This is a genomic window from Brevibacillus brevis NBRC 100599 (assembly GCF_000010165.1).
In the GTDB taxonomy this organism is placed as follows: Bacteria; Bacillota; Bacilli; order Brevibacillales; family Brevibacillaceae; genus Brevibacillus; species Brevibacillus brevis_D.
Genome location: NC_012491.1, coordinates 5122391 through 5148113, shown reverse-complemented (window position 1 = coordinate 5148113; position 25723 = coordinate 5122391). Strand labels below are relative to the sequence as shown.

The window sequence follows — 25723 nt, the reverse complement described above, 5'->3', positions numbered from 1 at the left end:
TGCGACGGCTTTGGGATTTATTCGATTCAGCGGCAGAATGTGCCAAGTTCCATGCATATTTTGGGAAGCTCTCACGAACGCTAATGGAAGATACTTCGGAAAAGGGCGGGAGCTGTAGAAGATGGCGATGAGAGGGTGGCTGAGAAGAAAAAAGACATCTGTCAAAGACAGGATGAGCCACTCAAGTGAGCCTATCCGTGTCCGTGAGATCAGTGAGCGATTAAGTGATAACCTTGCGGAGCTGAATGCGATATTTACGCTGACACCCGATTTGGTCATTCGGACGTTTGCGTGCAAGCATATAGAGGACATGGTTACACTCGTCTACCTGAATGGCTTGGTTGACAAAAACTCGATTAACAATAATGTGCTTCGTCCGCTTTTGTCACACCCAGAGGGTGAGAAATCGAGTATTTTGGACCTGTTATCTGTCGGAAAGATATCAGTTGCCTACGACTTTCGGAAAGTAGAAACCGAGATCTTGCTTGGGAGTAGTCTTTTGTTTATCGAGGGTCGAAAAGAAGTGCTTGTGATGCAAACGAATGGATGGCCACAGCGGTCAATAGAAGACCCGCAGTTGGAGGCTGCGCTTAAGGGAGGACACCAAGGGTTTGTCGAAACGGACGCGCATAACATTGCCCTCATCCGCCGTTATATTCCCAACCGTGAATTAAAAATAAAAGAAATATGGTTGGGAGAACGAGGTCTTACAAAGCTCTCGATCATGTACTTGGCTGATGTGGCGAATCCGGAAGTATTACAGGAGCTGGAAGATCGGCTCAAGAGCATCAAGGTTGACGCGATTCTCAATGCGTCTGAACTGGAGGAGTATATCGAGGATAATCCGTTCTCTATGTTTCCGCAGTTTTTGACTTCAGAACGTCCAGATTCAGTCTCCTCTCACATCTTGCAAGGGAAGATTGCTGTCGTTGTCGATCGCTCCCCAAGTGTATTAATCGGACCGGCTACTTTCGCTTCCTTTTTTCAAAACGTTGACGATTACGGTACGCGTTGGCCAGTCGCTACGTTCATCCGCTTGCTTCGGTACTTGGCTTTCTTGATTGCTACTTTTTTACCCGCGATTTATATTGCGCTGATTTCATTCAATTATGAAGTTATCCCACTTGATTTGATTTTGTCAGTCGGAGAGTCCCGCGAAAGGGTCCCATTCCCTCCCTTGCTAGAAGCATTCATTATGGAGCTCACACTGGAAATGCTCCGGGAATCGGGGATTCGCTTGCCGGCCCCTATTGGACAAACAGTTGGTATCGTGGGAGGTATCGTGATTGGTCAAGCGGTCGTACAAGCGGGGATTGTGAGCAATATTATGGTGATCGTCGTTGCATTTACAGCGATCTCATCTTTTATTATTCCGAACTACGATATGGCCTCGGCCGTCAGGCTTATTCGATTTCTCATGATGATTCTCGCTGCGATGTTTGGTTTTGTCGGCATTATTGTCGGGCTGATGGCATTGATCGGCCATTTGATTACGCTGGAATCATTAGGTGTTCCTTATGGAAGTCCTCTTGCCCCTGTGCGCTTCGGGGACTGGAAAGATTTGTTTATCCGCCTGCCACTGTGGAAAATGAAAGATCGTCCCCTGTCAGCCCATACGATTGAAGAGGAACGACAAGGGGATAATCGGCCAAAGGAGGACGGGTGATGAAAAAGTATACATACAACCAATTGAGCGTCCTTCAGTACATTCTCCTCATTCATGGGGCACAAGTAGGGATCGGAGTATTGACGATTCCCAGAGAATTGGCGGAGAAGGCGAGCACCGACGGGTGGATATCGCTTTTGATCGGATGGCTTGCAGCAACGCTAGTCAGTCTCGTCATCACGAACATGATGAAGCAGTACCCGGAGAAGACGATCATCGATATATTTCCATTGATCCTGGGCAAGTGGCTCGGTCGTGTCGCTATTGTTTTGATGTCCATTTATTGCGCGGTTGCAGCGTTCGTTTTGTTGATAAATGCGACGGGAATCATTAATGTGTGGCTCCTGTCTCAAACACCCGCCTATGTCGTTGTGTTCCTTTTTACGCTGCCGACTTATTTTGTTCTCCAGGGAGGGGTTCGCGCCATAGGAAGGTATGCCGAGCTTGTATTCTATCTTACACTTTGGATACCTTTTGTTATCACGACGGCTTATCGAGAGGTTCATTGGTTAAACTTACTGCCAGTAATCAAGGAGGGCTGGCATCCGATCTGGGAGGCGAGTAAATCCACGGTACTCTCCTTTCTTGGATTTGAGTTTGGTTATTTCGCCTACCCTTTTCTTCAAAAAAAGCAATATGCGCCTCTTGGCATTATCATTGCGAATACATTGACGATGCTCGTGTATATGTCTGTCATCATCGTTTGCTTTGCTTACTTTAGCCCCGATGAAATCACGGAGTATACGTGGCCTACGCTCAATTTATGGAAAGCCATTGAGTTCCGCTTTTTGGAACGTGTCGATATTCTTTTTCTCTCTACGTATATGTTTATATTGTCAACGACTGCAATACCGTACATTTATTTCTGTGTCTTTTCATCCAGTCAGTTATTCGGCATGAAGGATCACCGCAAGCATTTGCGCCTGTTCCTTCTTCTGGTTCCAGTGGCGCTATGGTTTTATACGCCATCCTTTATCGATCTGAAGAAATCGATACAAATTTGGAGCTATGCAGGCTTGTGCTTTGCTTATGCGCTTCCTTTACTAGCTTGGGGGCCGATTAGGCTATCGAAACGAGCAGAAGGGGGGAAAAAAGCATGAGGGCATTTGCTCAGATTCTGTTATTGAGCTTGCTGGTAACTGTGTTGGCAGGTTGCAGGGATCAAATTAATTTGGAGGATGCCACTTTATCGCTCATGGTCGGAATTGATTTGAGCGAAAAAAACGAGCTTCTCTACTATATCTCAAGCCCTGTGTTTAGTCGGGAGGCAAAGGAAAAATCTGAGGAATACGGTATCCGGTCATCTACGATTAGAGAGTCGAGAATGGGCTTTGACGAGCGAGTAACAGGCTTGACCCAAGCAGGCAAAATCCAGGTGCTTGTGTTCGGGAAAAAGCTGCTGGCTCACCCGGACTGGTTTCGGTTGCTGGATGTCGTTTTTCGGGATGCAAAGTTCAGTGTCAACGCCCGCATGGCTATGCTTGATGGTCCGTTGCATGAGCTGTTTGATTATAAACCAAAGGACAAGCCTCGTCTGTCCATTCATGTAACAACGCTAATTGACACAGCCAATAAAAGAAATCTGACAGTAAAGACGAGGGCGCAGGAGCTCCATCGGCAAATGTATGAAAAAGGGATGACACCTAGCTTGACTGAGTTGAAGAAAGAAAAGCGGGCGGTCAAGGTAGTGGGGACGACTTTGTTAAAAAATAATGGAACGTACGCAAGCACGATAGAACCCCGGGATACGATTCTTTTGCAAACGCTGCTCTATGAAAAACAAGGGGAATTATCCGTCACCATCCCGATTAAAGAGCAGAACGATCACAAACAAATTACGAAAGACAGGATCAGCTTTTTTATCAAGGGCGTCCAAAAAAAAGTAAAAACATCCTATCAGAACGGTCGATTTCATTTTGACGTTCATTTCAGGTTGCGAGTGTCCATATCAGAGCGAATGTTTCCGTACGACATGCAAAAGGACTACAAAAAGATGGAGCGAATGATCAGCGACGAGTTGCAGAAGGATTATATGAAGTTAATCAAGAAATGCCAGGAAATCGGTGTAGACCCGTTTGGGTTTGGTCTCTATGCACGTGCCTATGAATATAAGGAATACAAAAAGGTAGAGGATGATTGGGCGAAGGCATTTTCCAATGCCACAGTTGAAATCAAGCCAGACGTATCGATCAAGGGAAATGGCGTTGTAAAGTGAAGGGTGAAAGACAAAACCCCCTGGCGATTAGTAAATGCCAAGGGGGTTCGTTATTAATAGATCGCTTCCCAGCCTGCAGGAGTGACGAACAGGCGAATCGCCTTGATTTTGCGGTCGTCCATCAGAGTGAAGTAGTGGCGGTAGTTCGGTGGTACGGAGATCAGATCGCCTGGCTCCAGCTCGACGTCGAAGTAGCGTCCGTCTTTGCCTTTGATGGCGAAAATACCGTGACCATCGACGCAGAAGCGGCATTCATCGTCGGTGTGGTGATGCTCGCCCTTGAATTTTACCAACAGCTCGTCGAGGTTAGGTGTTTTGTCAGAGAGAACGATAATGTCCGCTGTCAAGTAACCGCGACGTTGGCTAATCGCATCGATTTCTGGCTTAAAGGTGTCGAGAATCTCTTGTTTTTCCTCGTCTGTCGGGCTGTAGTTATCACGGTGCTTTGGATCAAGGCGATCCACGCCCCATTTTTCGTAAATGATCTCTTGGGTATCCAGGAAGGAGACAACTTCCTCGGGTGCGGAGATGTACTCATTGTTGTCGTGAAAACGAATTTGTGCCATCGTTTATTCCTCCTTAATTGGTGGTTGTAGTGGACACGACTGCTTGGCGCAATTGCAGCCAGCGGGCGTGATACTCGAATAGGAATTCAAAAGCTTCCAGATGGCGCTTGGCCTCGAAGTCATTGCCGCCCCACGTGTAGATACCGTGGTTACGAATGAGTACGCCGGGAACTTCTGGTGTCATCACTTTTTCAATGGCGGCAGCCAAGGTCGGAATATCGGCAAAGTTCTCAACAATCGGAACAGTAATGCGCGCGTTTTCTTCCCAGATTCCGAGTCCCTTGATCAGCTCTTGTCCTTGGATGGAAAAGGCGCGTTGTCCAAAGTACAGCTCGGAAATGAGATTATTCCAGACCGTATGGACGTGGAAGCAAGCCCCTGCCTTCGGGAACGTTTTGTAGACGACGGCGTGGATGAGCGTTTCCGCGGAAGGCTTGAGAGCAGTATCATCCACTGGATGCGAGTCTTGATCTACCACCAGATAATCTTCGGGGGACAGCTTGGTTTTGTCTTTGCCGCTTGCTGTTACAGCAAATTGCAAGGGATCGCTTTGTATTTTAATAGAGAGATTGCCACTGGTGCCGGGAAACCAGTCCCGGCGGGCAAATGTCAGCTTGGCGTCATCCAGACGGCGAAAGGCATCCAGACGTTGTTCGAGTGTTGCAGTCATGAATTAGACGACCTCCTGTTGGACTTGCTGTAAAATGCGAATCACATCGTGGAATGTGGCAAACGTGCTATGCGGCAATTGCAGCTCTTCCGCCTTGTCAGCGAGGAAGGAACGAGCAATCACATAATCAGCGATCTTGGCACCAGCCAAATCAGTGATGGAGTCGCCGATGACGATGCGGAAATGGGTTGCTGGATCGTAACGGCGGATGATGGTCGTCTTGCACATGCCGCAGCCGTTCGTGCAATGTTCATCGCAAGCGTTTGGCCACGTAATGGTGATGCGCTCTCCGCTGAAATCACTGCCATTGCAGTAGATCGGTACATCGGCAAGATCGAAGGGTGCCAGGATAGGCTCCAGGAAAAAGTCGATGCCGCCACTCGTGATCAACAGCTCGATGCCTTCTTCGCGGCAATAGCTCACAAATTCAGCAAATCCTGGGCGAATGGTCGCTTCATGGACAATAAAATCAATAATGTCCTGGCGCAAGGAGGAGGGCAAGAGTTGAAACAGCTTGCCAACTCCTTCCTGAACGCTTATTTTTTGCGAAAGGATTTGCTCCGTCAAGGCTTCCCACTCAGGGGGAGCGAACTTGCGGACAATCGCTACAATGTTGTCTTTTTCGGTAATCGTACCGTCGAAATCGCAGAACAGGACGAGCTTCTTACTCATCGTGCGCCACCCCACTTTTCCAGGGCGATCGCCAGTTCTTGTGATTCTGAGGAGGCTTCTTCCAATGTTCGGCCTGCGGTGACTGCCTCAATCGCGGCAACGAAAGCTTTTGCTCCTGCGGTTGCTCCACCGGGATGACCGTGGATTCCGCCTCCTGCATTGACGATTTGATCGAGTCCGAAGTCTTGATAAAGCTGTGGAACCAGCCCCGGATGAATGCCGGCAGACGGAACCGGGAAGGAACGGCGTACACCATTCAATGGATCTGTCAAATGCTTCGCGAGCTGCAACGCTTCTGTTTTGTCCAGAGCCACATTGCCATATGGGGATGGGAAAAGCACCAAATCCGCCCCAGCTACACGCATCAACGTACCGAGTAGGAGCGGGGTGGCGATGCCGTAGTCAGGTGATGGATAGTATGCGCCTGCCAATGCTGGATGCGCCATGATTGGTACGTGTACGTCAGGATCGGCTGCCAAACGGTGCAGGGCATCGAAGCCAAAGGCCAGCACGTTGAATAAGAGGCAATCAGCCCCCGCCTCTACTGCACGCTTCGCTTTTTCGTTCAGCTCATGCACAGGTCCAGTCAGGTTGGCTGCATAGAGGACGGGCTTGCCAGTTTCGGCTTCGGTCTCCTGTGCGATCTGCTTGAACGCTTTGATCCGTTCGATAAAAGGAGCACGGTCATCTGCAAAGAAGATTTCGTCATCTTTCACGAGATCGACTCCGCCCAAGGCTTGTGCTCGGAATTGCGTCTTCAGATCGTCGAAAGGAAGACCTAGACACGATTTGAAAATGCTCATCAAGAGCGGGCGGTTATGTGCACCTAAACGTTCGCGCAGACCATCAATGCCGAACTTCGGTCCAGGGAAAGCCTGGAGGAATGATTCAGGGAAAACAATGTCGACGAGCTTGATTTTGCCGTCCATCGACAGTTTGCCGAATATTCCGGTTAACAAGGAAGGAATGTCCGCTGTAAAATTGCGAGTCGGATAGCTAACGGTAATCAGACCGCGTGTTTCTCCGTTTTCCAGTGTCGCAATCGGTGTCGCGCTCACAGCTTCACCGAGATATGGCGCTAGCATAGCTTGCTTGGCAAGCGGCAGGTCCGTCCAGGAACCGACTGTCATGCCAACAGCAATGGCTTGCGCTTTTTTGTTCAAGTCTTTTGCTTGTGTGAGATAGGTGACGAGGATACGTTGTTCACTCATGGTACGTCAAATCCTCCTTGAATTAATAAAAAAGCCTCCCCATTGAGCGGGGAGGCGGTTGTCGACTATGAAAGCGTCTCGTCTCCTCTCATCTCTCGGGTCAGTAGCCGAAACGAGCCAAAATTGCTCGATCTCGACTCTTATCCGTTGGAATTAGCACCGTTTCGCTATCCAAGGTACGCATGATGAGCGTACGATTCATGGTATAGCGCCGGTTGCCGGGCATCATAGGGCCAGTCCCTCAGCCAGCTCGCGATAAGAGTTATTCGTTTCCCCCATGATATGACGTTCATTGTCAGGAGTCAATCCTTGTTTTTGCAGAGAATGTGCAGGAGATTATTAGAAAAATGAGACGAAGATGAAACTTTTTTACAATTCCTTCGTGGTAAGGGGTGAAAGGGTGTGAACGGCTTGGGAAAGTAGGTCTGGAGGATGTGTACCAGCTGCATGTAAACGATATTTACCGCTATCTTTTCCGGCTGACACGAGATGAGAGGCTGGCAGAGGATTTGACACAGGAAACCTTTTGTCGCGCCTTCTCTTCCTTGGACGACTACCATGGGGAAAAAGTACGGCCCTGGCTGTTCAAGGTGGCCTATCACGCTTTCGTGGATGGTTATCGCAAGAAGACGAAACAACGATTTGTGTTTGTAGAAGCCTTGCCAGAGCGACCTGATCATTTGGCGGTTGATCCGGCAGAGCATGTCGTGAATCAGGAGCTATGGGAAGTGGCCTACGACTATTTGGAGAAACTTCCGGAAAAGCAGAGACAGGTCATTTTATTGTCCGCCATGCAGTTTTCCTACGCGGAAATGGCAGAGGTACTCGGAATCGAGCTGGCAGACGTCAAGCGCTCCTTGTTTCGGGGACGACAAAAGATGCGGCAGTTGTGGAGGGAGGAAAGCAAGTGATGAACACGGAGAAGAATCAACGCGAGCAAAGGTTGCTTGCTTATTTGCGTGGAGAAATGACGGCAGAGGATTCGAAACAATTCGAGGAAGAAATAGCCGCTGACGAAGAGTACGCACAGCGATTGGAAAGGCTTTTGTTGGGGGAAGAAACAGAAGAGGACAACGAGAAAACCAAACAGTCTGAAACACTGTCAGCTGAAAAACAGCGTGCCATTGTTCGCCGGGGGAAATGGAAAAATCGGTTGTCCAACGCAGGATTCACCATAGGGCTTCCCTTTCTGGCGGGAGTTGTGCTGCTGATTTTGAATGGCTGGGTTGGGTCGCTGATGCATGAAGACCTGTTCCGCGTTGCGAAGTCGATGGTCAATTTTACTCAGCCAGGTGTGAGAGTGGGGGGGAGTGGTTCACAGGTCGGATTGCTGTACGGAAACATCAGCATGGAACTAAGCGAGCGGGTTGGGGGAGAGGAAAAGAATGCGGGTCGTTTTGAGAGTACGAATGTGCTGTGGAATGTGAATGCCAAGCCGCAATGGACGAACGGGGTCAGGGAGCAAAAGTTGTTTTTCCGTTATCCGGCAGAGGAGGAAACGGAGGATACCATGTCTCTCACCTCAGCTGCCTGGACGACAATGGAGAAGCTGCCCGAAGGAACGGTTTCGCAGCTTGCGATATCTTTTGACCACTTTCTGACGTACGAGGAGTATTATAAGCTGGTTACCCGCCATGTTACCTCTTCAGGTCAAGATACAGTCTGGCTTGCAATAGATACAGGGGTAGAGCTCAAGCAAGCTGAAAGCGGAGATGTGCTTTTTGGTTCCGGGGAAGTGTGGGGATTTGCCCAGCGAGAAATGGATTACGGTGGTGTATATAAAAAAGGGGATGGGGACAGAGTAATCGCAAACTATCTGGAGGAGATGAGTTATTTGTCAGAGCAAGAGGAACTGGCTCGTGATATCGGAAGATCCTTACTCCCTGGCAGAGATCTACAGATTGCAGAGCGATACAGTCACATACAGAAATACGGGGTTCGCATCTACGGAGCCGTCCTCACCGGACCTACGAAAGAACTGCTGAAGCTCAAGGCAGAAAAGTCGATAACAGCAGCGTTTTTAGGCAAGGTAGACTGGTGGAATTGGGAGCGACCTGAGGCATCCGGAACACAATACAGCTATTGATAGCAAGGTGCGAATTTTTGCACAAAAGGGTGTTGACATCGTGGAAGCGTTGGTTGTATGATTCAAACTAAATCAAAAACCGAATACGTTTTGGATACCTTATCCAGAGAAGGTGGAGGGACTGGCCCGATGATACCCGGCAACCGACATGACGCCATTCAGACGCGAGAAAGCGACTGATTAACAGGCGACATGCACGGTGCTAATTCCTGCAGAAACAAAAGTGGTCTGGAAGATAAGGGGGACATCAACACGGTTCTTACACGTGACGACAGCGACCTCTTTTCTTCGGGAAAAGAGGTCTTTTTTGCTCTCATGACACAAACAAAACAAGTAGAGATAGAGGAAAAATAAGTAGAGGGGAGTTTTGGAATCATGGCATATCGCGCATTGACTGAACAGGAAGCAGTGGAGTACGTAAAAGGAATACCGGGTCTTTTTAGCGAAGGAGCAGAGCTGACCAGCCGAGAAATCGGGGATGGCAACCTCAATCTGGTTTTTGACATTCAAGAGCCAGCAACCGGTAAGAGCGTCATTGTCAAGCAAGCACTGCCTTTTGCTCGCGTTGTGGGGGAATCTTGGCCGCTTACGATTGATCGGGCTCGCATCGAGAGCGAGGCACTCCGGATTCAGCACAAATACGTTCCAGACCTGGTGCCACAGGTGTATCATTTCGATGGGGAACTTGCGTTGACCGTCATGGAAAACGTCGGGGACCATATCATCATGCGCAAAGGGTTGATCGAAGGAAAGCGGTATCCGCTATTTGCGAAGCAGATTGGCCGTTTTCTCGCGCAAACGTTATTCTTCACATCCGATCTGGGCGCACATCCATACGATAAAAAAACGCTAGTCGGAACATTCATAAATCCAGAATTATGCAAAATCACAGAAGATCTCGTCTTTACTGATCCGTATGAAAATGCGCCTACCAACGACTTCAACCCGTTGATCCGCCGCGAAGTCGAGGCGATCTGGAACAACAGGCCGCTGAAGCTGGAAATCGCCAAGCTGAAATACGATTTCCTTACGCGCTCGGAGGCGCTGCTGCATGGTGACTTGCATACCGGAAGTATTTTCATCACGGAAAACAGCCTAAAAGCAATCGATCCAGAGTTCGCTTACTACGGCCCAATCGGCTTTGACATTGGGGCGATTATTGCCAATCTGCTGCTCAACTACGCAGGACAGCACGGTCTGCAAAAAGATCAAGGAGAACGGGAAGCGTACCGCGAATACTTACTGGAAACAGTCGAGGATGTCTGGAATGAATTCGTTTCACAATTCGTTCAACTCTGGCACAAGCACGCCAAAGAGCGCAGCGCCCATGTCGAAGGACTGTGGCAAAGCTACGTGAAGCGCCTGATTCAGGATACAGCAGGCTATGCCGGATGCAAAATCTTGCGTCGTGTCATTGGCTTGGCAGGCGTAGCGGACCTGAATGCCATCGAAGACGACCAGACTCGCGCAGAAGCAGAGCGTCTGGCTCTCTCGATTGGAGAAGCGCTGATTCTCGGTCGCAGCGGCATCGAGGAATCGACAGATATCACGGACATCGTACGCACAATAACTGAACGCTACTACCAGGAGGCTACAACAGTATGACAACCAGCACTCAATTGGCACCTGTAAAGTGGGAGAATGACGCATTGGTCTTGCTTGACCAGACGCGTCTGCCAGTAGAAACAATCTATTTGAACTTGACCACCTCCGAGCAAGTCTGGGGTTCCATCCGACGCTTGGAAGTGCGTGGCGCACCAGCCATTGGCATGGCGGCAGCTTACGGGCTCTACCTGGGCATTCGTGGCAGTGAAGCGAGTAACTACGACGAGTTTTGGCAGGAATTGAACCAGCAGGCAGACTACCTGGGCTCGTCCCGTCCGACAGCAGTGAATCTGTTCTGGGCATTGGATCGCATTAAGGCTCGTGTTGAAAAAGAAAGCGGTGCGTCGATTGCCGAGTTGAAGGCGGCAGTACTCGATGAAGCACTGGCGATTCAAAAGGAAGACGCTGAAGTATGCCGGACCATCGGGGAGAATCTGCTCACTCTGTTGCATGACGGTATGGGAATTCTCACGCACTGTAACCCAGGGGCATTGGCTACAGCAGCGTACGGTACGGCTACTGCTCCCTTTTATTTGGCAAAGGAACGCGGTTGGAACCTGAAGGTGTACGCGGATGAAACCCGTCCTGTTCTCCAAGGCGCTCGTCTTACTGCATTCGAATTGCAGCAAGCAGGGATTGATGTGACGCTGATCTGCGACAACATGGCGGCGATGGTCATGTCCCAAGGAAAAGTAGAGGCTGTCATCGTGGGGACAGACCGCGTAGCAGCGAACGGCGATGTCGCCAACAAAATCGGTACGTATGGGGTAGCGGTATTGGCAAAAGCTCACGGCATTCCTTTTTACGTGGCAGCTCCCTTGTCCTCCGTCGATTTGGACACACCGACAGGCGCAGATATTCCGATTGAAGAGCGTCCAGCCGAGGAAATTACCCATGGCTTGGGCAAACAGGTAGCTCCAGACGATATCAAGGTGTACAATCCTGCGTTCGATGTAACGCCTGCGAAGTACATTACAGCGATCGTTACCGAGACAGGCATTTTCAAGCCGGAAGAGATCGGCAATAGCAAAAAATAAAAGACATTTTTATATGCGTTCGCCTATTGTTGCTGGCGGGCGCTTTTTGCTCATTTTGGCGTTTTCCAGTAAAATATCCAAGAAAAGGGGAGATTCGTATGCAAACGATCCAACAGATAGCCATCAATGAAGATACGTACTTGAAACAGTTAGAATTAGCTGATGCTGAGCAGTTATTTTTGCTTACGGATTCGAACCGGGAGAATCTTATGGAATGGCTGCCGTGGCTGAATTATACGAAGAAGGTAGAGGATTCTCGCCAATTCATCCAAGCGACGATTCATCAGTACAACGATAATCGCGGCATCCACTACGGTATTTGGTACCAAGGACGTTTGGCTGGTACAGTCGGCGTACATACAGTGGATTGGATCAACAAAAAGACGTCCATTGGCTATTGGCTGGGTGCGCAATTTCAGGGAAAGGGCCTGATGACAGAAGCAGTGGCGACCTACTTGGACGTGTTGATCTTCGGGTCATGGGATTTGGAAAAAGTAACGATTCAGGCTGCTACGGAAAACCACAAGAGCAGATCGATCCCGGAACGATTAGGGTTTCAACTGGAAGGGATACTTCGCCGGAATGAATTCCTTTACGATCATTACGTGGATCATGCCACTTACAGCCTGCTAAAAGAGGAATGGCTTGACTGGAAAACCGATAAAAAATCTTAGATTGAACTGTATGCATTGATTGACAATGAAAATTCTGTAAATTACGATGGTGAAGACAGATCAAGAGGGCTGCGCGTGATTCGCAAGCCCTTTTTTAGTCGTGCTGTTAGGTCTAAATAAATAGAGGTGATTTACATGCAGACACTTCGGCAATTATCTTGGTTTTTTCGTGCCTATTGGAAGAGATACGTCATTGGAATCTCTGTGCTGTTTGTCATCGATGTTCTCATGCTATGGCCGCCGAAATTAATCGGGGATACGGTCGATTCGATTCGCAACAGTTCCCTGACGGACGCTGACTTGACGCAAACAGTGGTCATCTTGCTCGTATTGGGCGTGAGCTTGTATGGGTTGCGGTTTCTCTGGCGGTACTTGTTAAATGGGGGAGCCTTGATTCTGGAGCGAACACTTCGCGAGCGACTGTTTGCCCATTTGACCAGAATGACCCCGTCGTTTTTTCATCGCAAACGCAGTGGTGATCTGATGGCCGTGGCTACCAATGACATTCCCGCCATTGAACAAACAGCGAGTACAGGGGTGCTTACGCTTGTCGATGCGTTGTTCATGACCGTGTTAACGCTAGGCGTCATGGTGACCGCGATTGATTGGAAGCTGACGCTGGCTGCGCTGATCCCGATGCCGTTTTTGGCTTGGTCAACGGCGTACTATGGAAAGCTGCTGCATGATCGCTTTTACTTGGCACAGGAAGCCTTCGGAGAGATGAATGATCATGTTCAACAATCCGTATCGGGCGTTCGGGTATTGAGAGCATTTGTTCAGGAAAAGGCCGATATTGAGGCATATCGCCGGGTCAGTGAAAAAACGTTGGAGCGAAATGTGAGCGTTTCACGGATTGACGCGCTGTTTGAGCCGACGATCGCGATTATTATTGGCTTCAGCTTTTTGATCGGGCTGGGCTATGGCACGTATTTGGTGTTCACTAGCGCTATCTCCTTAGGGGATTTGGTTGCGTTCAATTTATACCTGGGACTTTTAATTTGGCCGATGTTCGCTTTTGGTTGGCTGGTTAATGTGTTGCAGCGCGGTGGCGCATCCCACAAACGCTTTACAGAGCTAATGGTGGAGCAGCCAGATGTGACGGAAGCAGCGAATCCAGTCACGAGCCAAATCGCCAATACCGTAGAAGCACGCCATTTTTCTTTTACGTATCCAGGCACTGACAAGCCAGCACTCACCGACATCTCGTTTCGTTTGGGTGAAGGAGAGACGCTTGGGATTGTCGGGAGGACGGGAAGCGGCAAGTCGACGTTGTGTCGTGCCTTGTTGCATCAATATCAGATGAAGGAACAAGTCCTGTTAATCGGGGGCATCCCGATCGAAGGACTCGCTTTTGATACGCTGCGGGAAAAAATCGGCTATGTGCCTCAGGAGCATTTGCTGTTTTCACGGACGATTGCCGAAAATGTTGCATTCGGGAAACCACAAGCGACGACCGAGGAAGTGATGCATGCGCTGGAGCTTGCGGAGATGAAGAGAGATTTGGCCCAATTCAGAGAGGGCTTGCAAACCATGGTTGGAGAGAAGGGGGTCACCCTCTCTGGGGGGCAAAAACAGCGGATTTCTATTGCACGCGCTCTTTTGATGGATGCGGGGATTCTGATTCTCGACGATTCACTATCGGCTGTGGACGCGCGGACAGAGGAGAGTATCCTTCGTCATCTGCGACAGGAGCGCGCGGATAAAACGACCATTATTACTGCTCATCGTCTGTCTGCCGTACAGCACGCACAGCTGATTCTCGTGCTGGATGAGGGGCGGATCGTCGAGCAGGGGACACATGACGAGCTGATGCACCGCAACGGCTGGTATGCAGAGCAGTACCGTCGTCAGCAAATGGAGCATGATGTGGCTGGTTGAGAGAGGGGGAAAACGTTTCATGAGCAAACAAAATGTATGGGGGCGTTTGACCGAGTACGCCAGGCCATTTCAAAAGCAAATACTAGGCGCATTGTTCCTGCTCTTGCTGGGAACGAGTGCAGAGCTGGCGGGGCCTTTTTTAGCCAAGGTCATGATTGATAATCACATCCTGGCGATCCAAAAGCCTTGGTATCAACTGGACGAAGTGCCACCACAAGCAGCGGGGCAAGTCGCCTCAGTGAACGGTACGAACTATATTCGTGAAGATGTCGCTGCAAAGACAGGACTTGCTTTGGACAGGAGCAATCCAAAAGAAGTAACTGTGCTGACAGAAGGCACGACTTATTACTTGGTTTCTGGCAAGGTGAATCCGAATACGGAGAAGAAATTCACCCCGATTGCGCCAGAAAACGGCAGGGAACGCTTCGAGGTAACAACGAAGGATCAATCAGGTCAAGAGATGACCTCCACAGGGATTCGGCTAACCGCAGAGGAAGTCAAGGCGATGTACCAAGGGGATGTCCTGCCTATTGTCTGGCTGTCTGTAGGTTATGGGGCACTGATCTTGCTCTCAGCTGGTTTCAACTACGTACAGATTTTGTGGCTGCAAAAGATCGCACAGCGCATCATTCAGCAAATGCGGATGAAGCTGTTTATCCATTTACAAAAGCTCCCGGTTGCCTTTTTTGACAAAACGCCAGTAGGTGCGCTTGTCTCCCGTGTGAGCAATGATACAGAAGCCATCCGTGAGCTGTATGTAAGTGTGCTCGCCACATTTGTACAGAACGGTCTTTATTTGATTGGAATCTTGATCGCGCTCTACCTCTTGCAGCCTGAGCTCGCCCTCTTCTGCTTTTTGACGGTGCCAGTGCTCGTACTGTTAGTCTACGTGTATCAAAGGTACAGCTCTCGCTACTATGCAGTGATTCGCGCGAAGCTCGGTGATATGAACACAACGATCAATGAAATGATCCAGAACATGACGATTGTGCAGGCTTTTCGTCGGGAGCAAGGTGTACAAAAGGAGTTTGCTGATGTAAACGAAGACTACTTCAAGGTGCGGATGAAAGAAATCAATCTGGAATCCTTGCTTTTGCGCCCAGCGGTAGATTTGATCTGGAAAATTTCCTTGACCCTGATCGTCTGGTATTACGGCTCTACATCTTTCCACAGTGCGATTTCCTTCGGTGCGCTTTTTGCATTTGTCGATTATATGGGGCGTTTTTTCGAACCGATCAACATGATCATGAATCGGTTGTCGCAAATGCAGCAGGCGACTATTTCGGCGGGACGCGTCTTTGAAATTATGGATGAGCTGCCGGAGAAAAAAGAAGCTGGTGCGCAAATCGAGCGTCCGCGTGGTGAGGTTGTCTTTGATAACGTTTCTTTTGCCTATCAGGGTGATGATTACGTTTTGAAAAACGTCTCCTTTACGGCGCAGCCTGGTCAAACGATTGCGCTGGTAGGGCACACCGGATCGGGAAAAAGCTCCTTGATGAATTTGCTGCTCGGGTTCTATCCGGTGACGAAAGGGAGCATTTTAATCGACGGACAAGATATGAGACAGGTTGATACGCACTCATTGCGCAGTCATGTCGGCCTCGTTTTGCAGGACCCGTTCTTGTTTACGGGAAGCATTGGATTCAATATTCGTATGTACAAGAATACGATTACGGATGAAGAAGTGAAACGGGCTGCAAAAGCGGTACGTGCTGACGAATTCATCTCCAAACTGCCGGGTGCATATGACGAACCGGTCGTCGAGCGAGGCATGACACTATCCGCAGGTCAACGCCAATTGATCTCTTTTGCGCGGGCATTGGCTGCTGATCCTGCGATGCTGATCTTGGATGAAGCAACGGCAAGCATTGACAGTGAAACAGAGCTAGCCATTCAGGAAGCGTTGCATGTACTATCAAAAGGTAGGACGACATTCATCATTGCACATCGCTTGTCGACGATTCAACACGCGGACCAGATTCTTGTCTTGTCCCGAGGTGAAATCATGGAAAGAGGTACCCATGATGAACTCATGGCGCAAAATGGTCTTTATCAAAAAATGTATCAGCTTCAGCAGGGGAGTGCTTCCGTAGAGAGTGCTTAATAGGGGGCTAGGGAGGAGAAACAACACCATGTCACAGTCACGTTACACCTTTTGGGTGTTGATTTTGGCTGTCGGTATTGCGGGGGTAAGCCAAGGCTTGACGATCCCGATGCTGACGGTTTTATTGGAGAAACAAGGGGTTTCATCCGTGATGAACGGGCTCAATGCTGCTGCCTTGTATATTGGGATGGTCATGGTCAATCCATTTTTGGAAATCCCACTGCGGCGCATTGGATACCGGGCAACGATATTATGTGGATTGCTGTTGGTGACGATTGCAACAGCACTCATCCCGATGTTCAGTCATTTGGCGGTCTGGTTCGTATTACGTTTATTGATGGGTGTGGGCGATAGTGGTTTACATTACGCCAGCCAAATGTGGGTGACCAAGATCGCAGCTCCCGAGAATCGTGGACGTGATCTTTCCATTTACGGGTTGGCATATGGAGTGGGCTTTAGTGTTGGTCCACTAGGCTTAAGCGTGCTGCACTTGGGGATTTGGGTACCTTTTGGCGGTTTGCTCGTTCTCTATCTGATTGCCTTCTTATTATTATCCCGGATCAAAAATGAATTCCCCGCACAGATTGAACAAACAGAAAAGAAGCAAAACAAATATGCATTTGTATTGCGACTTGCCTGGCTGGCGCTGATTCCTTCGTTTTTGTACGGATTCATGGAGACGTCACTCAACGGCAGTTTTCCCGTTTATGCCTTGCGTACCGGCTTGTCTGTTGAATGGGTTTCCTTGATCCTTCCGTCGTTTGTCGTGGGAAGCATTATCTTGCAGATGCCGCTGGGGGCATTGAGTGACCGAGTCGGACGCAAGCAGGTCATGCTCGTGTGTGCGCTTGTAGGGGGATTGGCTTTCTTCCTGTTCCCGTTTGCAGGCGAAAACGTATGGCTGATGATGCTGTTGTTGGCCATAGCAGGAGCGGCTGTCGGTTCCTTTTACTCGCTGGGATTGGCTTTTTCGGCAGATATATTACCAGCCTCGATGGTTCCTACCGCAGGAATTATCGCAGGCGTCAATTTTGGTGTCGCCAGTATTTTGGCTCCGAATGTGAATGGTCTGCTGATGGACGTGTGGGAGCCGTGGACGATCTTTTGGCTGATGGGATCGCTGCTCATTGTTTTCGCGGCAGCTTGCCTGTTTTTCAAGCAAAAAGCAACCCAGGAACAGACGTATTCAATGCCGTTGCAAAAACAGGGGTAAAAACAAGGAGGATAAGCTTCGCCAAGTTTTTGGCGAGGCTTTTATTTTTTGCCCAAAAAAGCATAAACGGGCATCAAGGAGGGAAGCGTATGAATAGTAAGTAGAACAGCATGATTGGAAGGGGTTACCCAATGCTGACACCTTGCATTTTCAGAAGAGGCATTGCCTGGATCTTATTTTTCGTGCTCAGTCTGGTAATCATCCCGTTTTTCTCAGATGACGGCCAGGCTCCGAAACCGTCTGCACCTGCACCTGCCACTACAAATGCAACTTCGCAGCCATAGCAACTGACAAAGAGGCTACAAAAAAGGATCGGTTGATCTGAGAAAGGTACAGTCCCTCACAAAAGATGAGGAGACTGTACCTTTTTCTTTACAAAAAATGCGATTGAGCTTATTTGGTATTCGATAAGCCTTTTTTCCAAAACTCCTATAGATTTGAAGAGCATGCAGGTGCACATATTTACGAATTTTCACATACGCCTATGACCTCTTTAGGTATTGACTCAAAAACCAACACTTCTGGTTTTAGATAAGGTTTTTTTAACAAGTACTCTTCAAGTGTCATCATACTATTCCAATACAATTTGATCCAATGCTCAAGAGATTCACCAGTATCAAAATCCAACGCTTCTTCAAAGGTGAATTTATTATCTTCATAGAATGATTGGTCATATATATTCATTGTAATATTCCCATCAAAAACTAGAATTTTATCAGTAAAGATAGGAAAGTAAAACGATTTAGGCTTGTGAGGCTCTAAGTTTACTCCTATAGCTGTCTGAAAGTTCACCCAGATAGGAGCATTAAGAGGTTTTAACATATCAGCTATCTGAGATTTAATCTCCCCACCATTCCCATACCAGTTATTAGATTTTGTTGAATAGTTTATCCCTCGACCCATAATTTCTTCGATTGAAACATGGTGATCATGATCTTCAGGCAATATTGCATGATATAGAAACATAGTCATTTGTGTACCTGCTTTCTATTCTTTATTTCTAGGAACATGAGGAAAATGGGAACTATTTTTCGGATTATCTAAATTTTCGAAGACCCTGTGACTTCCTGTCGGTGTGTCAGGTGTGCTTATATTCCCGTCAAATTCCTTATAATATTTCGTTATTTTATTTGGATTTGGATTATTAGGATTGGGCCAATTTGTATAAGCTTTATCTGGATTGGTCATGGTTTCCCTTCTCAACTCTTTTACATCAACATCCTTACCATACTGGGATCTATTCTTTGTGGAAGGTTTACTAGGATCGTATATATGTTTTTTCGCATGCTCATTTACAAAATTATTTGGATCGCTCCCCCCACCGGTTTTTGTAGGAACTGGAGGTTTACCCGTTGCCTTCTTTCCCTTCCTTAAAGCACTCACTAAATCCTTAATGGATTTACTTCTTCCCAAAGTCAGAGCTTGCATGGCAAGCCCACTGATTGCAAGCGCATCCTCAAGGTTGATGTCCTCATCCTGCAGCGTATCTAAATCTTCCTGTATTGGTTCTATGAAGCCTTCTTGGACAAACAGATTGACGCCCTTGGGCAAATCCTCAGCCGCCTTCTGCAAACCCTTCGGCAAATCATTTGCGGCTTTCTCCAAAGCCCCTGGTAGCTCACTTGTCGCCTTTTGCATCGCAGCAGGAACGTCTCCCAACTTGGAGATTCCTTTCACGAAGTTATCCCACATAGTTGGCTTTTCCTGTGGCTTCTCGCAAGCTGGTCCTTGTCCAAAACCGGATTCTGTCGACCCGCTTTGTGCTAGCGACTGAACTCCTATCGTCACCCCACCCAAATCCTGCCCATCATCTTCAATCTTGATCAGTCCACAATGGAAGCACATATTGGTTGATTTGTTCAGCAATGCCGGATAGTCTCCGACCACTTTGTCCGCTTTGCCATCGATCCATGGCATTGTCGTCAGAGGTGTGCACGGCATAGGTGTAAGTACACCATTGTTGGCTGCTGTGGCAGAAGCGACTACGGGATTTTTTAAGCTACTGCATTTTCCGAAAGCCATGATGTTTACATTGGGAACAAAATCCATGATGTTCATTTGGGGCTTCCCTTTTACAAAAACACCATGACTGAACGGCATTTTTAACCGACTTACCTTACTGCCGTTGCTACATGATAGAATGGCACCAACAACCACGTAACTCTTGCGTTCCGCATTCGATTTTTGGACGGTGATATCTTCAATATTGGGCATGCAGTCTCCTCCTCACAGGCAGATTCCTATACAGATGGAAGATGCTTGTGTTGAAAGATGAATGACTGATATCCAATCTATATAAATAAAGGGAAAAATGCCCATACATTGAGATATAGGATGTGAAGTAGTGACAAACAATAGATAGAAAGTCTCGAATGCACCGTGCATCTATAGGTACTTGGATAGGAGTATTGAATGGAACATACAAAAGACGACCCTATCCCCAAAAATTGAAGTGCACCCCTTAGAATAGACATTGGAAAAAACCCCTAGGTTAATCCGATGTAATTCTAGGGGGTGCTTTTCGTCATGGCAGTGAAAGGACACAAATGTAAACATTATCCAGAATCACTCAAGGTAGAAGCGGTTCGCTTGCACGTGGAAGAAGGATGGAGCTACAGAAAGATTGCAGAACACCTAGGGGTCCAGGATAAATACCGCGTCAGAACTTGGATGAGAAAGTATCGTGAAAATGGAGATGCATCATTCAAGGACGGGCGTGGAAATCCTCATCGGGTTGAAACGGAGCAGGACCGGGAAATTCGGCGTCTACAACTGGAGGTAGATGTCTTAAAAAAGTGGTTACAAATCTTGAATCGGGAGGGTTGCAAAACAAGCACATCGTCGTTGACGAGCTAAGGGACAAACGAAGCGTTCAAGAACTGTGCGCTTGTTTAGGTATAAGCCGAAGCGGTTACTATGCGTATGTGAAACGCAAGGACAATGATCCCGACGAACATCTCAAACGCAAAATCAGAAGCATTTATGAAGAACGGGACAAGACGGTTGGCTATCGTCGTGTCCAGGACGAGTTATACCGCCAATATAACCTGAAAGTAAATCACAAGAAAGTGCTACGTCTCATGCAGGAGCTAGGCATGCAGGCAATCATCCGTCGTAAATACATCCACCGTACCAGTTATGAAACGGCTGTGTCGGATGGCAGAATCACGGAAAATTTGCTGCAACGGAATTTCACTGCGGAAGGGCCTAATCAAAAGTGGGTAACGGATGTCACACAGTTTCGGGTATTTGACCATCGGATTTACTTATCTGCTATAAAAGATCTATGGAACAATGAGATTGTCGCTTATCATCTAAGCCAGCGTAACGATAATCCACTTGTGTTAGAAACCTTCAAGAAAGCATTTGAAAAACAAAAAGACGTGGCTGGATTGATCGTTCACAGCGATCAAGGGTACCAGTACACGTCCCATGCTTACCACGACATGCTGCCAAAGGTTGGAGCCCAAATCAGCATGTCACGCCGAGGCAATTGTTATGACAACGCCTCTATGGAGAGCTTCTTTTCGCATCTGAAAGTTGAAGCACTCTATCCCTATGATATCCGAAGTATAGAGGAAGCACAAAGGCGAATAGAAGAATTTATTCTCTTTTATAACGAGAAAAGAGCACAACGAAAACTAAATAAGCTGACGCCGGTTGAATACCGACGCCAGCTTATAGCCTAGGGCTTATTTCAATGTCCACTAAATGGGGTCTTGACCAAATTTGAGGATAGGGTCGTCTTTTGAAGCAGTCACGCAAAACTTAGCGAGTAACAAAATTTTGCGTGAAATACGGGCGGCCATCTTTCATAACGATACCGACACCGAGCTGCTTGAATTTTGGATTGAGCAAGTTTTGACGATGGCCTGCGGAGTTCATCCAGCTCATATGGGCTTCGACTCCATCTAGCTGTCCGTAGGCAATATTTTCACCAGCTGAGCTGTAACGAATGCCAGCTTGCTTCAAACGATCAAACGGACTTCCCGTAGAAGGGGAGGTATGGTTGAAAAAGTTATGCTGGCCCATGTCTTGGCTGTGTGCTCTAGCTACTGCTGCCACTTGTTCATCCCAAGTGATAACAGGCAGTTTGGCACGTTGTCTCGCCACGTTGAGCAAGTCCAAATTTTGTTTCTCGTATGCGAGCGTTGCCTGCTTCATCTGTGCGTCTGTCAGTTTCGGCAGTTCCGGTAATTTCGTATAGGAAATGGGATACATCAAGCCAATCGCAATGGTGGCAAAATGCTCAGGAGTAGAGATGCGTACTCCTGCGACCTTGTTTCCACCCAGCTGATCGATAGAGAAGGTGATCGCTTGATTGTTTTGGATATAGGTCGGATGAGCAAGGGTATTCTTTTGGATACGCAGACTCGGCATGATCGTCAGCGTGTCTTGCGGTGCACCCCAGCTATTTTGTAGGTCTTTAGTAGTAGATCCAATCGTGATGCCTTTCAAATTCAGCTTGGCTCCATTGGTAAACAATGTCACAACTTTGCCGTTTTGCATGCCGACTTGAATGTAGTTGTTCAAATCTTGATTGTAAATCCACCATTCCACACCCGTATGACTAGGATCAATGCGGGCAGGCTTGCCTAATGTTTGTTCGACCTGCGCTGTGCTCATTCCTAGTTGAAGATTATAGACGTTATTGGTTTTAACGGCTGCTGCTTGAGGGGCAGCCGTTGCAGCTGAAACAGGAAGGACAGGGGCAACGTGGCCGAGCAGAGCCAGCGAAAGGCTCAGGGCGAGGATGCTGGTTACTTTGTGTTTACGCATGTATCTTCCTCCTCGGTTGAGATAGAATCTGCCTTGTTGGTAATGGTATCGGCAGGAAGCCTCTACAAAAATAGGGACCAAGGAAGCAAAAATAAAACCCCCGCTATAGAGCGGAGGTTACGAGCGACGATCCCGGATGACATACGTTTTGGCGATCAGATCATGCCAGCCTTGCTTGCGTGGGTGCCAGGCAACCCATAGATAGCCCAGTCCGAATACGAGTGAAGCGACGAATTTACCGATGACTTCTCGTAAAAATACTTGTCCGCCTGTCAGATTGCCTCGCACCTGCTTGGCACTGATGACACGGATGCCTGTGATCAGCTTTCCCAAGGTTTGTCCGGTCCACCAAGTCAACAAGATCATATAGAGGAGATCAAACAAAACCTCTACCAAATCGATGAAGTGAAAAGAGGCGTAAGGAACAGAAAAAACACGACGTAACGGATTGAAAACGAGGTAGCTAATCCCGATCAAGAACATCGAATCAAGGAGCGAGGCTACGACACGAATCCAGAAGCCTGCATACGAATGCTGTGGAGGGGCTTCATGATAGGACTCATGGGATGCAGGATCATGTGCTTTTTCATCGTCGAGAAGCTGGTTCATGAGAAGCCACTCCTTTCCTTTTTAACAGGCTAAGGCATGAACTGATACAGGAGGCGAGGTGAGCTTTGGCGGTCCCATATTCGATTGAGACCAAGCGGATCAGGATTCGACCAGTACTGCTTCATGCTGAATAATAGCTTGCTGATGGAGAGCTGGTCTGCATAGCGGATGACCATAGCTTCTTTTTCTCCAGACAAAGAGAGCGCGTAGCGTGTCGCTTCCTCCAGATCACCGAATTCATCGATGAGTCCCATGCGTTTTGCTTGCTCACCGGAATAGACACGGCCGTCAGCGATTTCCAGTACGCGTTGACGGGAGAGGTTGCGGCCCTTGACGATGACATCGACGAAATTGTTATAGCTTTCGTTGACGAGTGTTTGGAAAATGTGCCGTTCTGGGTCCGTCAGTGGCCGGGATGGACTGCCGATGTCTTTGAAGCGTCCGCTTTTGATCGCGTATTGATGCACACCCAGCTTGTTCGCAGCTTCACTATAGTTAAACAGATTGAAAATCACGCCCAGACTGCCAGTTAGTGTGTTGGGATTGGCAAAAATCGCATCGCCTGTTGTAGCCAAGTAATAGCCGCCAGAGGCTGCTGTGGAACCCATGCTGACAACGATGGGAAGATTACGAACCTGCTTGAGCCGTAGCAAGCGTCTGTGTAGTTCATCGGTAGCGACCACCTCTCCACCTGGACTATCAATGCGAAGGACCAAGGCTTTCACCAGCTCATCCTCTTCAATTCGGCGTAGCTGTTCAGTCAATAGCTCCGTCATCGAAGGCACCCCAGCGCTATTCTGTTGCCCCGAAATAGTGCCGTTCACAAACAGCTGCACAATTTTGCTGTTGCCATAACCGGATACCACATTTTCTTCCCAAGCGAACCCAGGATGGTCGACGAGATCTGTATAAGTCCCGTAAATACCTTCGACCAAAAGCCCTAATAGAAAAACGGCCAGTACGATTACAAGAGCGACCCATTTTTTTCGATGCATGAAAACCACCTCACACTTAGCATGAGCCGCCGGGAGCATAGTTACGCATGCGACAAGCACTGGAAAAAATGGGATGGAGTCGATCGTCTATGAGGCTTGCATTCACCCACCGAATAGTAAATTCATGCAATTTTTAGACTATTGCGGTAAAATGAAAGGGGATGAACCACAATCAAGCTTGTTTTATCGCAATAGGGGGACAGACAAATGATTATACAGGTGTCGAATTTGACGAAGAACTACGGCGATCTGAAAGTGTTGAAGGGCATTACGACTCAGGTAACAGAAAAGGAAGTAGTCTGTGTCATTGGTCCGTCAGGCTCAGGCAAAAGCACGTTTCTACGTTGCTTGAATCAGCTGGAGGAAATGAGCAGCGGAAAGATTGTCATCAACGGACATGATTTGTCAGACCCCAAGACCGATATAAATAAAGTAAGAGAAGAGGTCGGGATGGTCTTTCAGCGCTTTAATCTCTTTCCGCATAAAACGGTGCTGGAAAACGTCATGCTGGCCCCTGTAAAAGTAAAGAAAATGTCTCAGGAAGAAGCCCGCAAGCAAGGCTTGGCTCTCTTGCAGAAGGTAGGGCTTCAGGACAAGGCTGATGTGTATCCCGAGCGGCTTTCTGGGGGGCAGATGCAACGAGTAGCAATTGCAAGGGCGCTCGCGATGAATCCAAAGGTTATGCTGTTTGACGAGCCGACATCCGCCTTAGACCCAGAGCTGGTGGGAGAGGTGCTTGCCGTCATCAAAAATTTAGCCAAAGAAGGCATGACAATGGTGATCGTGACGCACGAAATGAATTTTGCCAAGGAAGTGGGCGACCGAATCATTTTTATGGATCAAGGTATCATTATGGCAGAAGGTCATCCCAGTGAGGTTTTTGGCAATAACGTCAACGACCGCTTGCGTTCATTCTTGGGCAAGGTATTGGCGTGAAAAAGAAAGGCACCAGCGCTTCGTTTCTTATCATGAAAACGAGGCACTGGTGCCGTATTATTTTGCTGCATCCAACAATTGGCTGACCGTGACAAATCGATACCCCTGCGAACGCAAATCCGTGATGAGCTCCCGGAGAGCGGCGACTGTTTGCCGCTGGTTTAAGCCCCCGTCATGAAACAGGATGATATCCCCGGAGGAGACATTGCTCTTGACGCTTTTGGCTATGACGTTAGCTGTGCGTGCCAAAGACCAATCACGAGGATCAACAGACCAGTGAATGATGTCGTAGCCACTGGATTGAACGGCATTCATGACGTCATGTGTCATGATGCCGTAGGGCGGACGGTAGTATTGCGCCAAAATGCCGGTCGTCTTCAAAATAGAGCGCTCTGCATGCTTGATTTCTTCGTACACTTCATGCTCGGTCAGCTTGTTCAGATCAAAATGGTGGTAGCCGTGGTTTCCGATTTCGTGCCCAGCTTTGTAAATCCACTGCATGACCTTTGGATGCTTGTCCACTTGGGAGCCAAGGACAAAAAACGTAGCCCGAACGTTGTACTGATGCAACACCTCAAGAATTTTGGGCGTATAGATAGCATCGGGCCCATCATCAAAAGTGAGAGCGACGACCTTTTTCTCTGTGTCGATTCTGTGGATCGGCTCATACGAAGGCAGTGTTTGCTGGGCAAAAGCAGGTAGGGTGCCGTAGCCAAGAAGGCAGACGAGTAGCAAGGCGTACCGTATGTAGTTGCGCATGAACAATCGCCTCCTTCTTCTGGGATGTGATTAGGTTCACCTCCTACC

General features: G+C 48.3%; 23 protein-coding genes, 1 pseudogene and 2 riboswitches. Of the genes and pseudogenes, 14 read left to right on the top strand and 10 right to left on the bottom strand.

Translation table 11 applies throughout. From position 1 onward, the window contains the following. Window positions 1–121: 121 nt before the first annotated feature. The 3 genes from BBR47_RS24480 to BBR47_RS24470 are packed head-to-tail and all read left to right on the top strand — an operon-like array spanning window position 122 to window position 3881. Window positions 122–1666 (top strand): spore germination protein, encoded by a 1545-nt coding sequence (locus BBR47_RS24480; protein ID WP_015893128.1) that lies wholly within the window; start codon window positions 122–124, stop codon window positions 1664–1666. Beyond that, window positions 1666–2766: a GerAB/ArcD/ProY family transporter gene (locus BBR47_RS24475; protein ID WP_015893127.1), complete on the top strand. Its 1101-nt coding sequence runs from the start codon at window positions 1666–1668 to the stop codon at window positions 2764–2766. The genes BBR47_RS24480 and BBR47_RS24475 overlap by 1 nt, the downstream gene beginning before the upstream one ends. After that, on the top strand, window positions 2763–3881 hold the full coding sequence (locus BBR47_RS24470) for a Ger(x)C family spore germination protein (protein ID WP_015893126.1): 1119 nt from the start codon (window positions 2763–2765) through the stop codon (window positions 3879–3881). The genes BBR47_RS24475 and BBR47_RS24470 overlap by 4 nt, the downstream gene beginning before the upstream one ends. Window positions 3882–3934: 53 nt before the next feature. Here the strand turns inward: BBR47_RS24470 and BBR47_RS24465 are convergent, their stop codons facing one another. Genes BBR47_RS24465 through BBR47_RS24450 form a run of 4 tightly spaced genes read right to left on the bottom strand, consistent with a single transcriptional unit; the run spans window position 3935 to window position 7000 of the window. Next, window positions 3935–4447, bottom strand: a complete 513-nt coding sequence (locus BBR47_RS24465) for a 1,2-dihydroxy-3-keto-5-methylthiopentene dioxygenase (protein ID WP_015893125.1) — start codon at window positions 4445–4447, stop codon at window positions 3935–3937. A gap of 13 nt (window positions 4448–4460) precedes the next feature. Further along, on the bottom strand, window positions 4461–5117 hold the full coding sequence (locus BBR47_RS24460; protein ID WP_015893124.1) for a methylthioribulose 1-phosphate dehydratase: 657 nt from the start codon (window positions 5115–5117) through the stop codon (window positions 4461–4463). A gap of 3 nt (window positions 5118–5120) precedes the next feature. Continuing rightward, window positions 5121–5789: a 2-hydroxy-3-keto-5-methylthiopentenyl-1-phosphate phosphatase gene (locus tag BBR47_RS24455; protein WP_015893123.1), complete on the bottom strand. Its 669-nt coding sequence runs from the start codon at window positions 5787–5789 to the stop codon at window positions 5121–5123. Then, a complete protein-coding gene (locus BBR47_RS24450; RefSeq protein WP_015893122.1) occupies window positions 5786–7000 on the bottom strand; it encodes a 2,3-diketo-5-methylthiopentyl-1-phosphate enolase in 1215 nt (404 codons plus the stop codon). Before BBR47_RS24450 ends, BBR47_RS24455 begins: the two co-directional genes overlap by 4 nt. 85 nt (window positions 7001–7085) lie before the next feature. Beyond that, window positions 7086–7262: riboswitch (SAM riboswitch) on the bottom strand. 130 nt (window positions 7263–7392) lie between these two features. Here BBR47_RS24450 and BBR47_RS24445 point away from each other — a divergent pair. From BBR47_RS24445 to BBR47_RS24410, 8 genes are all read left to right on the top strand, one after another. Beyond that, window positions 7393–7911, top strand: coding sequence for a sigma-70 family RNA polymerase sigma factor (locus tag BBR47_RS24445; RefSeq protein WP_041749629.1), 519 nt, complete (start codon window positions 7393–7395; stop codon window positions 7909–7911). Beyond that, window positions 7911–9086 carry an anti-sigma factor gene (locus BBR47_RS24440; RefSeq protein ID WP_015893120.1) on the top strand — a complete coding sequence of 392 codons (1176 nt, stop codon included), beginning with the start codon at window positions 7911–7913 and terminating at the stop codon, window positions 9084–9086. The genes BBR47_RS24445 and BBR47_RS24440 overlap by 1 nt, the downstream gene beginning before the upstream one ends. A 96-nt stretch (window positions 9087–9182) precedes the next feature. After that, window positions 9183–9328: riboswitch (SAM riboswitch) on the top strand. 133 nt (window positions 9329–9461) lie between these two features. Beyond that, on the top strand, window positions 9462–10691 hold the full coding sequence (mtnK, locus tag BBR47_RS24435) for an S-methyl-5-thioribose kinase (RefSeq protein WP_015893119.1): 1230 nt from the start codon (window positions 9462–9464) through the stop codon (window positions 10689–10691). Then, a complete protein-coding gene (gene mtnA, locus BBR47_RS24430; protein WP_015893118.1) occupies window positions 10688–11728 on the top strand; it encodes an S-methyl-5-thioribose-1-phosphate isomerase in 1041 nt (346 codons plus the stop codon). The genes mtnK and mtnA overlap by 4 nt, the downstream gene beginning before the upstream one ends. A 98-nt stretch (window positions 11729–11826) precedes the next feature. Beyond that, window positions 11827–12402 carry a GNAT family N-acetyltransferase gene (locus tag BBR47_RS24425; protein ID WP_015893117.1) on the top strand — a complete coding sequence of 192 codons (576 nt, stop codon included), beginning with the start codon at window positions 11827–11829 and terminating at the stop codon, window positions 12400–12402. 135 nt (window positions 12403–12537) lie between these two features. Then, complete coding sequence (locus BBR47_RS24420; RefSeq protein ID WP_015893116.1) at window positions 12538–14280, top strand: ABC transporter ATP-binding protein; 1743 nt, start codon at window positions 12538–12540, stop codon at window positions 14278–14280. 19 nt (window positions 14281–14299) lie between these two features. After that, window positions 14300–16384 carry an ABC transporter ATP-binding protein gene (locus BBR47_RS24415; RefSeq protein ID WP_015893115.1) on the top strand — a complete coding sequence of 695 codons (2085 nt, stop codon included), beginning with the start codon at window positions 14300–14302 and terminating at the stop codon, window positions 16382–16384. A gap of 28 nt (window positions 16385–16412) precedes the next feature. Next, window positions 16413–17597 carry an MFS transporter gene (locus BBR47_RS24410; protein ID WP_015893114.1) on the top strand — a complete coding sequence of 395 codons (1185 nt, stop codon included), beginning with the start codon at window positions 16413–16415 and terminating at the stop codon, window positions 17595–17597. A gap of 462 nt (window positions 17598–18059) precedes the next feature. Here BBR47_RS24410 and BBR47_RS24405 read toward each other — a convergent pair whose 3' ends face one another. Beyond that, window positions 18060–18569: a hypothetical protein gene (locus BBR47_RS24405; RefSeq protein ID WP_015893112.1), complete on the bottom strand. Its 510-nt coding sequence runs from the start codon at window positions 18567–18569 to the stop codon at window positions 18060–18062. An 825-nt stretch (window positions 18570–19394) separates the two neighbouring features. Next, window positions 19395–19811: pseudogene (locus tag BBR47_RS31915) on the bottom strand (DUF4280 domain-containing protein); the annotation flags it as partial. Window positions 19812–20123: 312 nt separating this feature from the next. On the opposite strand from BBR47_RS31915, the gene BBR47_RS24390 reads away from it, so the two are divergent. Both BBR47_RS24390 and BBR47_RS24385 read left to right on the top strand, forming a co-directional pair. Then, window positions 20124–20453 carry a helix-turn-helix domain-containing protein gene (locus tag BBR47_RS24390; protein ID WP_012686239.1) on the top strand — a complete coding sequence of 110 codons (330 nt, stop codon included), beginning with the start codon at window positions 20124–20126 and terminating at the stop codon, window positions 20451–20453. Beyond that, window positions 20420–21286 carry an IS3 family transposase gene (locus tag BBR47_RS24385; protein ID WP_162023108.1) on the top strand — a complete coding sequence of 289 codons (867 nt, stop codon included), beginning with the start codon at window positions 20420–20422 and terminating at the stop codon, window positions 21284–21286. The genes BBR47_RS24390 and BBR47_RS24385 overlap by 34 nt, the downstream gene beginning before the upstream one ends. A gap of 79 nt (window positions 21287–21365) precedes the next feature. Here BBR47_RS24385 and BBR47_RS24380 read toward each other — a convergent pair whose 3' ends face one another. From BBR47_RS24380 to sppA, 3 genes are all read right to left on the bottom strand, one after another. Continuing rightward, complete coding sequence (locus tag BBR47_RS24380; RefSeq protein ID WP_041749628.1) at window positions 21366–22376, bottom strand: CAP-associated domain-containing protein; 1011 nt, start codon at window positions 22374–22376, stop codon at window positions 21366–21368. Between the two features lie 117 nt (window positions 22377–22493). Further along, complete coding sequence (locus tag BBR47_RS24375; protein ID WP_015893109.1) at window positions 22494–22985, bottom strand: RDD family protein; 492 nt, start codon at window positions 22983–22985, stop codon at window positions 22494–22496. A 29-nt stretch (window positions 22986–23014) separates the two neighbouring features. Then, window positions 23015–23980, bottom strand: a complete 966-nt coding sequence (sppA, locus tag BBR47_RS24370; protein ID WP_015893108.1) for a signal peptide peptidase SppA — start codon at window positions 23978–23980, stop codon at window positions 23015–23017. Between the two features lie 207 nt (window positions 23981–24187). On the opposite strand from sppA, the gene BBR47_RS24365 reads away from it, so the two are divergent. Beyond that, entirely contained in the window at window positions 24188–24916 is a 729-nt protein-coding gene (locus tag BBR47_RS24365; protein ID WP_015893107.1) for an amino acid ABC transporter ATP-binding protein, read from the top strand. A gap of 57 nt (window positions 24917–24973) precedes the next feature. Here BBR47_RS24365 and BBR47_RS24360 read toward each other — a convergent pair whose 3' ends face one another. Next, entirely contained in the window at window positions 24974–25675 is a 702-nt protein-coding gene (locus BBR47_RS24360; protein ID WP_015893106.1) for a polysaccharide deacetylase family protein, read from the bottom strand. Between the last annotated feature and the right edge of the window lie 48 nt (window positions 25676–25723).

Bases quoted from the DNA above. Each gene is read 5' to 3' on its own strand.
- BBR47_RS24480 (WP_015893128.1), top strand. From the start codon at position 122: ATGGCGATGAGAGGGTGGCTGAGAAGAAAAAAGACATCTGTCAAAGAC.
- BBR47_RS24475 (WP_015893127.1), top strand. From the start codon at position 1,666: ATGAAAAAGTATACATACAACCAATTGAGCGTCCTTCAGTACATTCTC.
- BBR47_RS24470 (WP_015893126.1), top strand. From the start codon at position 2,763: ATGAGGGCATTTGCTCAGATTCTGTTATTGAGCTTGCTGGTAACTGTG.
- BBR47_RS24465 (WP_015893125.1), bottom strand. From the start codon at position 4,447: ATGGCACAAATTCGTTTTCACGACAACAATGAGTACATCTCCGCACCC.
- BBR47_RS24460 (WP_015893124.1), bottom strand. From the start codon at position 5,117: ATGACTGCAACACTCGAACAACGTCTGGATGCCTTTCGCCGTCTGGAT.
- BBR47_RS24455 (WP_015893123.1), bottom strand. From the start codon at position 5,789: ATGAGTAAGAAGCTCGTCCTGTTCTGCGATTTCGACGGTACGATTACC.
- BBR47_RS24450 (WP_015893122.1), bottom strand. From the start codon at position 7,000: ATGAGTGAACAACGTATCCTCGTCACCTATCTCACACAAGCAAAAGAC.
- BBR47_RS24440 (WP_015893120.1), top strand. From the start codon at position 7,911: ATGAACACGGAGAAGAATCAACGCGAGCAAAGGTTGCTTGCTTATTTG.
- mtnK (WP_015893119.1), top strand. From the start codon at position 9,462: ATGGCATATCGCGCATTGACTGAACAGGAAGCAGTGGAGTACGTAAAA.
- mtnA (WP_015893118.1), top strand. From the start codon at position 10,688: ATGACAACCAGCACTCAATTGGCACCTGTAAAGTGGGAGAATGACGCA.
- BBR47_RS24425 (WP_015893117.1), top strand. From the start codon at position 11,827: ATGCAAACGATCCAACAGATAGCCATCAATGAAGATACGTACTTGAAA.
- BBR47_RS24420 (WP_015893116.1), top strand. From the start codon at position 12,538: ATGCAGACACTTCGGCAATTATCTTGGTTTTTTCGTGCCTATTGGAAG.
- BBR47_RS24415 (WP_015893115.1), top strand. From the start codon at position 14,300: ATGAGCAAACAAAATGTATGGGGGCGTTTGACCGAGTACGCCAGGCCA.
- BBR47_RS24410 (WP_015893114.1), top strand. From the start codon at position 16,413: ATGTCACAGTCACGTTACACCTTTTGGGTGTTGATTTTGGCTGTCGGT.
- BBR47_RS24405 (WP_015893112.1), bottom strand. From the start codon at position 18,569: ATGACTATGTTTCTATATCATGCAATATTGCCTGAAGATCATGATCAC.
- BBR47_RS24390 (WP_012686239.1), top strand. From the start codon at position 20,124: ATGGCAGTGAAAGGACACAAATGTAAACATTATCCAGAATCACTCAAG.
- BBR47_RS24380 (WP_041749628.1), bottom strand. From the start codon at position 22,376: ATGCGTAAACACAAAGTAACCAGCATCCTCGCCCTGAGCCTTTCGCTG.
- BBR47_RS24375 (WP_015893109.1), bottom strand. From the start codon at position 22,985: ATGAACCAGCTTCTCGACGATGAAAAAGCACATGATCCTGCATCCCAT.
- sppA (WP_015893108.1), bottom strand. From the start codon at position 23,980: ATGCATCGAAAAAAATGGGTCGCTCTTGTAATCGTACTGGCCGTTTTT.
- BBR47_RS24365 (WP_015893107.1), top strand. From the start codon at position 24,188: ATGATTATACAGGTGTCGAATTTGACGAAGAACTACGGCGATCTGAAA.
- BBR47_RS24360 (WP_015893106.1), bottom strand. From the start codon at position 25,675: ATGCGCAACTACATACGGTACGCCTTGCTACTCGTCTGCCTTCTTGGC.